13 protein-coding genes are annotated in these 14,050 nt (G+C 52.3%); 9 read left to right on the forward strand and 4 right to left on the reverse strand.

What is annotated here, in order from left to right:
* Window positions 1-35: 35 nt before the first annotated feature.
* Both nrdE and nrdI read right to left on the reverse strand, forming a co-directional pair.
* Window positions 36-2,120, reverse strand: coding sequence for a class 1b ribonucleoside-diphosphate reductase subunit alpha (nrdE, locus tag NSS64_RS04350; protein WP_341139333.1), 2,085 nt, complete (start codon window positions 2,118-2,120; stop codon window positions 36-38).
* Window positions 2,107-2,466, reverse strand: a complete 360-nt coding sequence (gene nrdI, locus NSS64_RS04355; RefSeq protein ID WP_036732265.1) for a class Ib ribonucleoside-diphosphate reductase assembly flavoprotein NrdI — start codon at window positions 2,464-2,466, stop codon at window positions 2,107-2,109. Before nrdI ends, nrdE begins: the two co-directional genes overlap by 14 nt.
* A gap of 615 nt (window positions 2,467-3,081) precedes the next feature.
* Between nrdI and NSS64_RS04360 the strand changes: the two genes are divergently transcribed.
* From NSS64_RS04360 to NSS64_RS04370, 3 genes are all read left to right on the forward strand, one after another.
* Window positions 3,082-3,618 carry an RNA polymerase sigma factor gene (locus NSS64_RS04360; protein WP_341139334.1) on the forward strand — a complete coding sequence of 179 codons (537 nt, stop codon included), beginning with the start codon at window positions 3,082-3,084 and terminating at the stop codon, window positions 3,616-3,618.
* Complete coding sequence (locus NSS64_RS04365) at window positions 3,615-4,772, forward strand: hypothetical protein (protein ID WP_341139335.1); 1,158 nt, start codon at window positions 3,615-3,617, stop codon at window positions 4,770-4,772. The genes NSS64_RS04360 and NSS64_RS04365 overlap by 4 nt, the downstream gene beginning before the upstream one ends.
* Before the next feature lie 135 nt (window positions 4,773-4,907).
* The gene (locus NSS64_RS04370) at window positions 4,908-5,933 is read left to right on the forward strand and encodes a LacI family DNA-binding transcriptional regulator (protein ID WP_341139336.1); all 1,026 of its coding nucleotides are present in this window, start codon (window positions 4,908-4,910) and stop codon (window positions 5,931-5,933) included.
* Between the two features lie 375 nt (window positions 5,934-6,308).
* Here the strand turns inward: NSS64_RS04370 and NSS64_RS04375 are convergent, their stop codons facing one another.
* Complete coding sequence (locus NSS64_RS04375) at window positions 6,309-7,262, reverse strand: sugar kinase (RefSeq protein WP_339250324.1); 954 nt, start codon at window positions 7,260-7,262, stop codon at window positions 6,309-6,311.
* Between the two features lie 340 nt (window positions 7,263-7,602).
* Between NSS64_RS04375 and NSS64_RS04380 the strand changes: the two genes are divergently transcribed.
* From NSS64_RS04380 to holA, 5 genes are all read left to right on the forward strand, one after another.
* Window positions 7,603-8,244, forward strand: coding sequence for a bifunctional 2-keto-4-hydroxyglutarate aldolase/2-keto-3-deoxy-6-phosphogluconate aldolase (locus NSS64_RS04380; protein ID WP_341139337.1), 642 nt, complete (start codon window positions 7,603-7,605; stop codon window positions 8,242-8,244).
* 252 nt (window positions 8,245-8,496) lie between these two features.
* A complete protein-coding gene (locus NSS64_RS04385) occupies window positions 8,497-8,757 on the forward strand; it encodes a hypothetical protein (protein ID WP_341139338.1) in 261 nt (86 codons plus the stop codon).
* Between the two features lie 290 nt (window positions 8,758-9,047).
* Entirely contained in the window at window positions 9,048-9,599 is a 552-nt protein-coding gene (locus NSS64_RS04390; RefSeq protein ID WP_036690462.1) for an RNA polymerase sigma factor, read from the forward strand.
* Window positions 9,596-10,855, forward strand: a complete 1,260-nt coding sequence (locus tag NSS64_RS04395; RefSeq protein WP_341139339.1) for a zf-HC2 domain-containing protein — start codon at window positions 9,596-9,598, stop codon at window positions 10,853-10,855. Before NSS64_RS04390 ends, NSS64_RS04395 begins: the two co-directional genes overlap by 4 nt.
* Window positions 10,856-11,164: 309 nt before the next feature.
* Window positions 11,165-12,184 (forward strand): DNA polymerase III subunit delta, encoded by a 1,020-nt coding sequence (gene holA / locus NSS64_RS04400; protein ID WP_341139340.1) that lies wholly within the window; start codon window positions 11,165-11,167, stop codon window positions 12,182-12,184.
* Between the two features lie 190 nt (window positions 12,185-12,374).
* On the opposite strand, the gene rpsT is transcribed toward holA, so the two are convergent.
* Window positions 12,375-12,647 (reverse strand): 30S ribosomal protein S20, encoded by a 273-nt coding sequence (rpsT, locus tag NSS64_RS04405; protein WP_036732246.1) that lies wholly within the window; start codon window positions 12,645-12,647, stop codon window positions 12,375-12,377.
* A gap of 180 nt (window positions 12,648-12,827) precedes the next feature.
* Here rpsT and gpr point away from each other — a divergent pair, with 180 nt between their 5' ends.
* On the forward strand, window positions 12,828-13,838 hold the full coding sequence (gene gpr, locus NSS64_RS04410; protein WP_340938827.1) for a GPR endopeptidase: 1,011 nt from the start codon (window positions 12,828-12,830) through the stop codon (window positions 13,836-13,838).
* Window positions 13,839-14,050: the final 212 nt, after the last annotated feature.

Consider the following 14,050-nt stretch of genomic DNA (forward strand, 5'->3'; position numbering starts at 1 on the left):
ATCGTATATTCTCCCTTTCTGTACCTGTGCTCCTCTTAGATGGAGCAGGCCAGGCATTCCTCGACAGACAATTTGTTGGTCCGGGTGTAGTACAGGGATTTCAGCCCTTTGTGCGCCGCATACAGGTAAGAGCGGGCCAGCTCACGGGTTGTAACATCACTGTTCACATGCAGAACCGTTGAGATACCCTGGTCGATATGAGGCTGAATCTCCGCAATCAGATCAATCACCTTGAACTGGTCCATCTGGTAGGCGGATTTATAATAGAACACATTGTCCGGACGCAGGTAAGGCATCGGATAGTAGGTGGTCGAGTTGGCATACGTGCGGGTCTCGATCTGCTCTACAATCGGCATGACGCTGGAGGTCGCATTCTGGATGTACGAGATGCTTGCGGTCGGCGCAATCGCCAGACGGTAGGCATGGTACAGGCCGTGCTTCATCACCTTGTCACGCAGCTCTTTCCAATCCTCTGTAGTAGGAATGTAGATCCCCTCGAACAGCTCCTGCGCTTTTGCCGTAACCGGACGGTAGTCTGTAGTCAGATAACGGTCGAAATACACGCCGCTGGCGTAGTCGGACTGCTCGAAGCCATAGAAGGTCTCACCTGTCTCGGCGGCAATCTCCATACTTTTCTCAATCGAATGATAGTTCATGGTCATGAAGAAGGTGCGTGCGAAATCACGGGCCTGCTCACTCTCATAAGCCACCTTGTTCTTGGCAAAATACCCGTGCAGGTTCATTACTCCCAGACCTACGGAGTGCATTTCCTTGTTCGCTTTAGCTACGCCCGGAGCGTTGGAGACCGTAGTCATATCGCTGACAGCCGTCAGTGCCAGCATGCCCTCATGTACGGATTCACGAATCTTGCCGTGCTCCATCACGTTCACAATGTTGAGGGAAGCCAGGTTGCAGCTGATATCGCGGCGGATCTCGTCCTGCTGACCGTAGTCGTTAATCTCTGAAGTCTCCTGCAATTGGAAAATCTCGGTGCACAGGTTGGACATCTTGATCTGGCCCACATTACGCAGGGCATGGGCGTTATTGGCATTACTCTTGTTCATAATATACGGATAGCCCGATTCAAGCTGGATCATGGCGATCTTGGTCAGCATGTCGCGTGCGCTCATGGCGATTTTTTTCTTCACGCGCGGATCAGCGAGCAGGGTATCATACATAACGTCCAGATCCATGTCATCCAGATGCGTACCGTACGCCTTGTAGACCGTGTAAGGAGCGAACACATGCAGCGGCTGATTATCCTGTGCGAGCTTGTAGAAGCGGTTAGGCACGATCAGGCCGATAGACAACGTCTTCAGGCGTGTCCGTTCGTCGGCGTTAATCTTCTTGCTGTCCAGGAACTCCAGTACATCCCAGCCGAAAATATTATAATAAGCCGCACCCGAACCCTTACGCTGGCCCATCTGGTCCGCATAGGAGAAGCCGTCTTCCATGAGCTTCAGGACAGGCATGATGCCTTTGGCCGCATCCTCGACACCTTTAATCGTCTCGCCGCGCGAGCGCAGCTTGGACAGATTGACCGCAACGCCGCCCCCGATTTTCGACAGCTGCATGCAGGTGTTCAGCACATAGTTGATCGAATTGAGCGAGTCGTCCATTTCCAGCAGGAAGCAGGAGACCATCTCGCCGCGGCGGCTTTTACCGGCATTGAGGAAGGTTGGTGTCGCCGGCTGCAGGCGCTGTTCCATCATCGAACGGGCCAGTGTACGGGCAGTCTCTACGTTACCCCGTCCCAGATGCAGAGCCACTACCGCTACGCGGTCCGGATAATGCTCCAGGTACTGCTTACGGTCATTGCTTTTGACGGCATAGTCGGTATAGAACTTGGAAGCCGCCATATAGGAAGGGAAGCGGAAATTATATTCATGGGCGATCCGGTAGACATCCTCCATCTCAGCAGCGGAGTAGCGGTCGTACAGGTCCTCGTAGTAGTCATTGGCAATCATATAATCAATCTTGGCTTTCGTATCTGTGAAGGTCAGGCTGCGCCGCTCCACATCCTGCATGAACTCGGCTACTGCTTCCTGGTCCTTATCCAATTGGAAAAAGCCGCTTTCGTCTCTCTTCATCAACATGTTGTTCAATTCAATATGCCGCAACCCGGTCCACCTCCTGTTTTATGCGCTGTACGTCCCCGAAGGTTCCCGACAATTCAAACTTGCCGACCACCGGTACGTTGTAACGCTGTGCAATTAAGTCTGCGCTGTGCGCGTATAGCTCACCCCAGTTTTTGTTGCCGCTCGCGGCGATGCCTTTGAGCCTGGAGTGGTTTCGTTCAAGGAATGTTGACACCTTCTCTGGAATCTGTCCAAATCCGGTAGTGTATGTAACAAGCACGTAAGGCTCGTCGATCGTCATATGCTCTTCGATTTGAACCGCCGGAAGCTTCAGTTTATTAATGAATCTTCTGACGTTGCCGGTCTTGGAATCGTAAGCAATCAACATGGCTCCTAACCTCCTATAACATGTAGCCCATTCTACAGCTCTTTCTACTTGACAAATGAACTTGGGCGAAATCACTAGATTTATGGGCTTTACTCTTATATACACTATATTTAGTAATGCTTAATCATTTTATATACCATATATTGAAAAGTCAAGAGACAGACAGACCTCTGCGGCCCCTCAAAACAGAGCTTAAAACCGCCAATCCCACGCCCCGCCTGCATTCTATTCTCTTATAATTAATTAGTATTTTTTTAAAGCAATTTGCGGGGCTGTGGAATGGTGCAGACAGGGGCTCCCGGGAAGGGGAAACGGCTGTGATTTTTGAAAGCGTTTAGCCTTCGGGGGATCTGGATTTCATTGCACTTCGTACATTAGATGCTCCTTAAATTCAGGAGGAAATCAGATCTGTTGTATTTTGTACACTTGATTTCAGCTAACAGCGGCTGATTGAGCAGATTCTTCAGATTCTAATGCAGGAAATACAATAGAATGGAGATTAACGGAAAATATCGGCAATTCTATTGCAGAAAGTGCAATCCGCATATTCAGTTTTACAATAACAGGGAACCATATCCGCCGGCAGGAGTCTTATTAGGTGAGAGGGGAGAGAACATGCAGAGTAAAGAACTAACGTATAGCATGACCTGTGCCTCATCGGTATCGCTTCGCGAGATGATGGAGACCTACGGCCAGGACGTATGGAATTATGCTTTTGTCTTAACCCGCAGCCGGGAGCAGGCCAGCGACATCAGCCAGGAGGTATTCCTGAAGGCCTACAAGAGCATCGGCAAGTACCGGGGACAGGCCACCCTGAAAACCTGGCTGCTGACCATCACGCGCAACACCGCGTTCAGCTTACGGCGCAACAGCTTCTGGCGGAGGTTCACTCCGCTGGGCAGCTATCAGGATCATGGAGGCACCCTGTCCGCAGAACAAGAGGCCATCGGCAATCAATACGCCAACCGGATCTGGGAGATTATTATGGCCCTGCCGGACAAGTACAGAGAGGTGCTGGTGCTGGATATCCAGCAGGATCTTCCGGTTGCTGAGATGTCCGCGCTGCTCGGGATCGCGCAGGGGACGGTCAAATCCCGGCTCGGACGGGCCAGAGAGAAAGTGAGAACGGCGATAAAGGAGGAAAACCTGTGAAGACGAGACAAGAGAAGGAGCAAGTGAAGGTGATGAGCGGGGAGAAGGACTGGTACAGGCAAGCCGGGCGGAGCCCGCTTGCAGAGCCTGGATTCACGCCACAGCTCATGGCGCGGATTGAAGAGGCTGCGGCAGAAGGATCACCGGGCATAATCGGACTACGCCGCCGCTTCAGCCGTATGGCCGCCTTCGGCGGACTGGCAGCCGTCCTGCTGCTCGCCGCGCTGATCTGGCCGTTTGGCCCAGGGGCCGGCCTCGATCCGGCAGGGAGGCTGGCAGCGGTCTTTAAGCCTGGCTCGGGAGCGGCTGTGGTTACGCCGTCGGCGCCTCCTTCGGCTACGCAGAATGCTGCTTCACCAACATCGCCGCAAGCCTACAACCCGCCGGTTGGTTCTGCGGAGTTCGAGCTTGGTGGAGTGAAGTACTACATGCCCCTGCCCATGAACAGAGACAAGACACGTGCGCGTGCCGTTGAGACCAACGCCGGGATTGTCTGGTCGCCGCCGCCTCCGATGGTAAATTACAGCAAGCCCAAATACACCCATCCTACAGAGCCTTACACATTGTATCTGTCTCCCAAAGGTCAGGCCGAGTTATCTGAAGCCACAGCTAAGCGGATATATACTCTTCCGCTCTATGCGGGTGGCTCGCAGAAATATTATGAATTAACGGGGATCTGCGATGGAGGTAACTATGTAGTGCTGGGTATCGGAACGATCACTTTGGGTAAAGGGGTAGGAATGACACCTGAAAAGTTATCCGTATTGAATTTAAAAGCAGCCGCAGCTGGAGAAACAATAGCCCCGCAGGAACTGCTGGATTTAAGCAGCTTAGGTGACAAATATTCCTTGTACAGATCCTTTATTGCTTTTGATAAAACTAATAGCGAGATGCTGCTTGTATATTACAGTGATGATAAAAAGAATGGTTTTGACGTTCATGGCAGTCTGTACGATATTGCTACTGGAGCGATACAGAATATAAGCAGCAAAATCGGCATCGACGTTCAAGGCCAGCAGCAGACGGCTATTTATGAAGTGAACGGTAAGAAGCGGAAAGCGGATATCGTTTTGCTCCTCGGTCAGCAGTGGTACTATGAATGGTACTATCAGGAATACGGACAGCAGATTGATCCTGCCAAGACAGGGAAGTGAAGGGGCTCCTAATTATTTTACGTGGATCATATAGATAATTTACTAAAAAAAAGCTATACTTTTTGATAATATCTCTAAGTAAACTTGATTTGTGTTTACTTCTGGAGTTCGATATCGAAGAGTGGAGCGGGATCAATGAAGAAGCTGACTATTGAGGATGTGGCCCGGAAAGCGGGCGTATCGAAAAGCACAGTCTCGCAATTTTTGAATAAACGGTTCAAATATATGAGTGAGGCGACCAAAAACCGTATTGCCGAGGTTATCGATGAGCTGAATTACCAGCCCAATGGACTTGCCCGCAGTCTCAAGCAGAACCGCACGCATATGGTTGGCATTATTGTGGCCAATATAGATTATTCGCTGTCCATTCAGTGTATCCGGGCCATCGAGAATGAGCTGCAGCGCCACGGTATCCAGGTGATTATCTGCAACTCTGATGAGAATGCGGACAAGGAGAATACTTATGTGGAGACGCTGGTCGCCCGTCAGGTGGATGGCCTGATTATTTTCCCGGCTGGAGATCAGCCTGCGCCTTATACCAGATTAATTGAAGCGGAATATCCGCTGGTCTTCATGGACCGGCTGGTTGACGGGATTACGACCCAGAGCCTGCTGCTGGATAATGAAATGGCGGTGAAGACCGCTATCCGGGAGCTGACCGGCCACGGCCATGAAGCGATTGCTATTCTATCCTTGCCGCTTGGCGTACATGCGATCACCCCGCGCAAGGAGCGAATGAGCGGGTACAAAAAAGCGATGGAGGAAGCAGGTCTGCCTCTGCTGGGTTCGTATATGCGCAGTGTGTCGCGCGAAGATATCGCTTCCGCACTGGACGAGCTGTTACAGCTGCCCCAGCCGCCGACGGCGCTGCTTGCCGCCAATGATCTGGTGCTGGGCGAAATTCTTAAATATGCGAACCGCAATGCCATTGCGATCCCCGGCCAGTTGTCGGTCATCGGCATCGACGATGCCGAATTCGCCCGGATCTATAATCCTGATATTACAACGATCCGCCAGCCTGCCTACGAGATGGGGATGCAGGCAGCGAAGATCATGCTCTCATTGATCAATGATGCAGACAGCGCGATGCCCATCACCTACAGATTCCCGCCTTCCTTGCAGCAGGGCGATTCTGTGCAACCGCCGGCTAAGCCGGAATAGAGCAGGGCGGGCGGCGAAAGGTCCATCGTGGTGACAACAGATAGGAAATCTGCTCAGAATCCACGGCTTTACGGACCCAGGGGCCGTTATTGTGCGGAAAATAAGGGGGGTGTAAGTTTTACGGACACAGGAGCCGTTAAATGGCTATTTAGGGCGCTGGATGGCGCGAAAAGTGCAGCTTAACGTCATCTGAGTCCGTTAGGCTTGCTATAGTGCAGTCAATTCCCCAAATAACGGCTCTCCGGTCCGTAAGTCAATAACATATGCAAAAGGGTGTCCCAGCCGTCTGCCGGCTCAGGGACACCCTTTTTGTTGTGCTAATGTGTGTTCATGCTGAAGCCGGGCGCTGCCGGCAGCAGAGCACCTGCTCATTGGCTATACGCCAGCGCTCATGAACTCCTCCAGCCGGGCGCGGGTCGGCAGGCCGTCCATATCGCCAGGCGACATCACGGCGAGTGCGCCGATCGCATTGCCGCGCTTCACGGCTTCTGCTACGCTGAGCTTCTCCAGCATGGCGCTGATTACCCCAACCGCGAAGCCGTCTCCGGCGCCGACTGTATCGACAACCTGCTCGACCTTGAAGCCGTCCACATAACCCTCTTCACCAGCGGAGGTCTTGTAGTAAGCGCCTTCGGGACCGAGCTTGATCACTACAAGGGATACGCCGCGCTCCAGATAGTACCCGGCAATCTCCTCTGGAGTCTCAAGGCCGGTGAGGATTTTACCTTCTCCGTGGCCGGGCAGGAACCAGTCGCAGCGGGTAGCCAGATCGTTGATCGTATTGACCATAGTTTCAGTGTCCGGCCACAGGGTCGGGCGCAGATTCGGGTCCAGTGATACAGTCTTGCCGCGCTGCTTCATGAACTCCATGGCATGCAGCGAGAACTCGTGACACGAAGCCGAGAGTGCGGAAGAGATGCTGGTCACATGCAGATGGCCTGCGGAAGCGAAGTAATCTTCATCGAAGTCGGCGAGACTCAGCTTGGAGGCGGCGGAATTTTTGCGGAAATATTCCACCTTGGGATCTCCAGTGAGTACCTTGGATTTGATCAGCATGCCCGTGGAGAACTCCTTGGTAGTTGTGATGCTTGCGGTATCGATCTTCTCCTTGTTCAGCGCCGAGGTGATGAACTGGCCGAAGTTGTCTTCGCCAAGCTTAGTCACATAACCGGTCAGATGCTCCAGGCGTGATAATCCGGTGGCTACATTGCTCTCCGCACCTGCCAGCGCCTTGGAGAAAGAAGTGACCTCATGCAGGGGGCCGGCTTCATTGGCGTAGAACATGGCCATCGGCTCCCCGAAGGTGACTGCATCCAGCTGTTTGTTCATGAATAGTTCCTCCTAAAATGAACACGTTATTATGGTTTAGAATAAAATATAAGTTGAAATTATCACATAAAACGGTTTTGTACAATATAGCAATGCTCATTCTGCGGGCTTATTTTGCACAGGAAACAGGGGGGGAGATTCATTTGACCTTGATACATAAGCGTTTTCGAAGATTTTTGAAGGATTAATAACGCTTCCTGAATAAATATATATTGACTGTTAGCGGCAATGTTATTACTATTTTCTTAGAAGGATAAAGCCTGATGTTAGTAAAATAGATAAATTAATTTATCTAAATAAATATTCTAAGTGGAATATAACCAGAGAGGAAGTAACAACCATGAAGAAAATCAAAGTATTGCAGAATATCACCTCTGTTGGCGTAGTAGCTGTTATCCGTGCGGATAATGCCGATGATGCTTATGCCATGTCGGTGGCTTGTATCGAGGGCGGACTGAATAATATTGAAGTTACCTTCACGACTCCGGGAGCCGAAGTAGCGATCAAGCGCCTGGTTGACGAATACGGGGGCCGCGCCGTGATTGGTGCCGGTACCGTGCTTGACCCGCTGACGGCAAGAATTGCTATTCTGGCAGGCTCGGAATTTGTGGTAAGCCCTTCTTTTGAAGAGGATACGGCCAAGATGTGTAATCTGTACGGCATTCCTTACATGCCGGGCTGCATGACGCTGAATGAGATGAAGGAAGCCCTGAAGCTCGGTGTGGATGTGCTGAAGCTGTTCCCTGGCAGTGCGTTCGGACCGGACTATGTCAAGGCGGTTAAGGGGCCAATGCCGCATGTGAACATTATGCCTACCGGCGGCGTGGATCTGAACAATATGGAGAAATGGATCAAGAACGGCTGCATCGCTGTCGGCATTGGCGGCAACCTGACCGCACCGGCCAAGGAGGGCCGCTATGACCAGATCACCGAGCTGGCTGCGCAGTATGTAGCGAAGTTCAAGGAGATTCAAGGCAATTAAAATACATGTACAACAATAATGTCTTGCCTCTACGGGGCAGGGCATTTTTTTGATGAATTTATATGTTTTGGGGTCCCCGCAAAGTACCTGGGTCATCACCTGCGCTAAAGCCCCACTTTGTGGGGGTATTTTGTTAACTGTTAGCTAAGCTTAAATGATAGAATTGCTGCCGCTTCGGGCAATACTTATAATAGAGCAGAGTGCTTAAGCGCCTGCGGACATTGAGAAGAAGTATACCTGAAAGGTGATGCCATGACTGGCGACGATCTTCGCAGCAAGCTGTACCCGACACTGGTAGTGGAAGAAGCCGATTATGTGGAGATTCGAACTGCAGTCCACGGCTGCAGGGTGAGCGCGGGAGCTCTTTATAAGCTGTATCGTAACTATAATCATCCGCAACTTTTTGAGCAGGGAGAAGTATATGTGCTTGATGATGACTCCAGGGAGAATTATGCGGTGCTCCTGGTGTGCGCAACTGCATTATATACATTAGAGGAGCCGTCCCGGTCGTAGCGTAAGTCAGGTATGGGACGGTCTGCTTCTCATGTCATTTCTGTAACTAACTTCTATAAAAAGAGTATTTGAATGATAGCAGCATCCCTTGTATGCTTAGTAGGGATTGTGGACTACAAGTAGAAACGGCTTTGCCGTCCTTTTTTAGGACGGTACCGTTTCAGCGGGAAAGATAAGGAACATTTATGCGCGAAGCATATAGTTTTTATCTTTTAAAATAATCATTACAGGCTTGCAACAAATTCGCAGTCTTGCGCGTCAGTAAGATTGCATAGAGAGGGGGAACCTTCGTGGTGGAGCAGGGACTCATCAGAGCCGCTCAAGCGGGCGATCGCGACGCTCTAATCACCCTATTGCGAGAAATTGAGGGGCATGTATATAAGACGGCCTTCTACATTCTGCATAATGAACAGGATGCTCTGGATGCCTCCCAGGAAGCGTTGATCCGGGTGTACACCAAGATCGGCTCCTATGAGGAGAAGGCGCAGTTCAAAACATGGGTTCAGCGAATAGTAACCAACATATGTATAGACAAATTCCGGAGAACGAAGCCTACCGTTTCTATCGATGAACACGAAATGGTGTTCCAGGATAAAAAACATAACGTAGAGCGCGAAGTGATGTCGGGTTATCTGGCGGAGGATATCCGTGAGGCCATAGACCAGCTTCCGGAGCATCACCGGACGGTAATCGTGCTCCGCTATTTACAGGATTTTTCTTACAACGAGATTGCAGACTGTCTGGATCTGCCTCTGAACACGGTCAAATCGTACCTGTTCCGGGCGCGGCAGCAGCTGCAGAATAGACTTCAGGAGTATCAGAAAGGTGGTGTGTCAGGATGAAATGCGCGGAGGTGATGGAATGGATGCACCGCTATTTGGATCATGATCTCAGTCAGGAAGAAATGCTTGAAATGTTCCGTCATATCGACGATTGTCCTGCTTGCGCGGAAGTCTTGGACCGGCTGACGCTGCTCTCCCAGCAGCTGGAGCAGCTTCCCGACGTGAAGCCCCCCTTCAGTCTGGTTGACTCTATCCTGCCTCAGCTTGAACAGCTGGACCGCGGTGTCCCGGAAGAGCCTGCTGTAATGGAGCCGGAGGATCCGAAGGTTATTCCCTTCTCCCGTTCAAATAACCGGGGCAAGAAGTCCAAGGGCCCTTCACTGGCTGCGCGGACAGGCATTGGTGCTGCGGCGGCAGCGGTGATTCTGCTCATCGCCGTATTCAATATGCCTAAGAGCCTGCCGGGCGCAGACTTGGATATGTCATCCAATTTGATGAGCAGCGGAGCGGCGAACTCCAACATGAGCACGGAAAGCAGTGCGGACGCCCCGCAGGCGGACGGACAGAATAACAGCGGCGGCAGCAGTGAACTCCGATTAATGGAACAGGCCACGCCTAGTGACACTGCAGACGGCGATATGAAATCTGCACCGCCTGCTCCAAGTGAGCCTGCTGATCAACCAGCCGCAGCCGACGGTGGTATAGCTTCAGACAAGGTGCCTGCGGTAAGCGAAGCTCCGATCAGTAACCGCACCGCTACTGCGCCTCCGGCGGACCGCCCTAAGAGCACCAAGAAAGCGGATAGCCAGTCAGCGGAACCCCAAAGCACAAAGTCGATTGCGCCAACACAAGAGAGTATGGCGGACGATAAGGCGGCTGCGGGTGATGCGCGTATGGCGCCGACTCCAGCCCCGGCAGAGGCAGGCATCATGGCGCTGAAGCCGGCTGATTCTGCTTGGACTTCGCCAGGCGGGCAGCATATGGCTGAGCTGACGGGTCAGCATGTTGTAATCTACAGCTTAACCGCAGCGGGAGAAGAACAACAACGGACAGCATTGACTTCGCTTCCTTTGGAGGGAAACTGGGTCTCCGGTGCGTGGTCGGAAGACGGCACCCAGTTCACTTATGTGCTGCAGCTTGAGGACGGTACGCAGACGACGAAGGTATACACGGTTCCGGCAGAGAGTGCGACACCTGCTCCATCTGCTTCTCCGGCTCCTGCCAACTCTCAAGCGCCTACCGCTTCTCCGGCGGCTTCTGCTTCATCTGTCCCCAGCCCGGCTATTACCCCGGACGCGGCAACGTCCGACAAATAACCGGAACGTTCTTCCGGCCTGCGGAATATGCTAAGGCAAGAGGACATGAATTACAGGCTTTGCGAGTATCATCGGTATGACCGGCGGCCGGGAGAGTTTCTAGAGCTGCTCCCTCCGTCGTTTATATAGATGCGCCGCTGAAACGGAGTAACTTTGGCCCTGGCTGCCGAGGTTGCTCCGTTTTGGCTTGCGCCCCGGTCAGGACAAAGTGATAATGATACCTATGTTTTCAGCCGTTTTTTTGTTAAAATGTACGAATGTATGTGTCTGATACGGACCAGGCAAGTAAATGAAAAAGGAAGTGGCGGGATGGATGCCAAAACGGCTGCCAAAGACATCAAGCAAGGAAAGGTCTCTCCGCTGTACCTGCTGTACGGCAGTGAGAAGTTCCGGATGAATGAATTCGCGGCCATGCTGGAGGAACACCTGATCCCCAAAGAAGACCGCGATTTCGCGGTGATCCCGTTCGATCTCTCCGAAACTCCGGTTCAGGCTGTCATTGAAGAGGCGGAGACGGTGCCGTTCATGGTAGAGCGTAAGCTCCTGCTGGTGCGGGATGCGGCTCTGTTCACGGCAGGCAAGGAGAAGGCGAAGCTGGAACATAACGTGGAGATGCTGAGCGAATATATGCAGCACCCTGCCGAGTTCAGTGTGATTGTATTTATGGTGAACGGCGACAAGCTGGATGAACGTAAAAAAATCGTCAAAAGCATCAAGACCGCCGGCACCGTGCTGGCCTTCAATCCCCTGGGTGCGGAGGAGCTGCTGCGCTGGGTGGAGAAGGGCTTCCGCGAACGCGGCTGCTCCCTTGCGCCTGGGACGGCGGAGGTTCTGATTGCAAGCAGCGGAACCGGACTCCAGGGTCTGTCTGCAGAGATGGACAAGCTGTGTCTGTTCGCCGGTACTGGCGGTCGGGTGGATGCGGCAGCGGTGGAGAGTCTGGTCCACCGGGGGACGGAGCAGAACATCTTCACGCTGGTGGAGGATATTGCGAATCTGCGCCTGGACAAGGCGCTGAATACGCTCTATGAGCTGCTCAAGCAGCGGGAGGAGCCGATCAAGATCGCTTCGCTGATTGCCCGGCAGTTCAGAATCATCCTGCAGGTCAAGGATCTGTCAGCCCAGAGCTATTCGCAGGGACAGATTGCCTCCCAGCTCGGACTGCATCCGTATGCGGTGAAGCTGGCCGGAGAGCAGGCTCATAAGTTCGGAAGCCAGCGGCTGCGGCAGATCCTGAGTATTCTGGCGGATCTGGACTATCAGATGAAGACGGGAGCTGTCGATAAGGTGCTGGGGCTGGAGATGTTCATGCTGCGCCTTGGAGCCTGAACAGAGCGGCTTCTCATGGAACGAATCAACGAATCAAAGAGCCTGTCCACCCGCATGTATCATGGGATGGACAGGCTCTTTGATTGCACAGCGAAATTCAATGAATGAAGCTAACGAGCATAAAAAAACCTAACCGTATGCAGCATAGCGGTCAGGTTCTTCAGTGCTCGTTATGATTGTCGCCCTTGGCTTAGGCTTGAGCCTTGAGAGCGTTCAATTTCTTAGCCAAGCGGGATTTTTTGCGGGCAGCCGCATTTTTATGAACCAGGCCTTTAGTTACAGCCTTGTCCAGCTTTTTGGAAGCCGCTTGGAAAGCAGCCTGAGCTACTTCAACTTCCGTACCAGTCACTGCTACATCAGCAGTTTTCACAGCTGTACGAAGAGCGGACTTCTGGGAAGCGTTCAGTGCACGGCGTTTCTCGATCGTCTTGACGCGTTTTATCGCGGATTTGATATTTGGCATTGCATTCACCTCCTGAAAGACATTCGAAATCAACAAATGATTCACAACTTAAAATAGTTTAGCATGAAGGGTAGCAAAAAGCAAGATAAAAAGCTTTGTAATTCCCTTAGAGCGGTTTGTATAAACGGAGGCTTTCTCTCGCACACTATCAGCAATATGCAAAAGGAGGCTGAACTAAGAATGGAACTGGATCTTCAGCTGTATTCGGTACGTACGGACTTGGCGGTGGAAGCGAAGGAAATGGCAGAGCGGCACGCCAATGCGCCGATCCCGGGTGTCAATGAGGAAGTGGAAGAAGCGGACGGCATCAAGGTCACGAGACTTGCTGTAGCAGACCTTGCCGGTTCTCAGGCGATTGGACGGGCTATCGGCAATTACGTGACCCTGGAGGTGCCTGGGCTGCGCGGCGGGGACACCGGGCTGCAGCAGAAGGTCTCCACAGTGTTTGCCCGGGAATTCGAGCACTTCCTGGATGAAATCGGCATTGGCCGCGATTCCAAGGTCCTTATCGTAGGCTTGGGCAACTGGAATGTGACGCCCGACTCGCTCGGCCCGCTGGTCGTTGAGAATTCGCTGATTACCCGCCAGTTCTATGAGCTGGTGCCCGACCAGATCTCGCCTGGGTACCGGAATGTCAGTGCTATTGCTCCCGGAGTGCTCGGCCTGACGGGGATTGAATCCAGCGAAGTTGTACAGGGGATTGTGGACCGCACCAGCCCGGATGTCATTATAGCTATTGATGCGCTGGCCTCCCGTTCACTGGAGAGAATCAATACCACCATCCAGATTGCGGACATCGGCATTCATCCCGGCTCAGGGATCGGGAACAAGCGCAGAGGGCTGACCAAGGAGGTGCTGGGCGTGCCCTGCATCGCCATCGGCGTCCCAACGGTCTGCTATGCTTCCACCATCGTCAACAATGTGCTGGAGATGATGCGGACCCATTTCGGGCAGATGGCGGACGGCGGTGCTCACACCAAGGAAATTATGGGTCTCCTTGACGATATATCTGAGCAGGAGCGTCTCGCCCTGGTGAAGGAAGTGCTTGAGCCGCTGGGGCATGACCTGATTGTGACCCCTAAAGAGATCGATGAATTCATTGAAGAGATCGCCAACATTGTGGCAAGCGGACTTAATGCTGCACTCCATGAAGCGGTAGATCCGGGCAATGTCGGAGCTTACACTCACTGATCTGTCACTTATCACCTCGCCCGCACCATCTGCTATAACGCAGAACTGGTCGCGGGCTCTTTATATAAATATAAGAACTTATATGTTGCACACGATAACTTATCCTTCTATTTCCCGCTGAAACGGTACCTTCCTTTAAAACGACGGCGAAGCCGTTTCTACTTGGTGTTGCCCCTTCACTTCTCTATCGATGCTCCCTGCTATCTCTCATT

The sequence above is a fragment of the Paenibacillus sp. FSL H8-0122 genome, from assembly GCF_038005345.1.
GTDB lineage: Bacteria > Bacillota > Bacilli > Paenibacillales > Paenibacillaceae > Paenibacillus_AQ.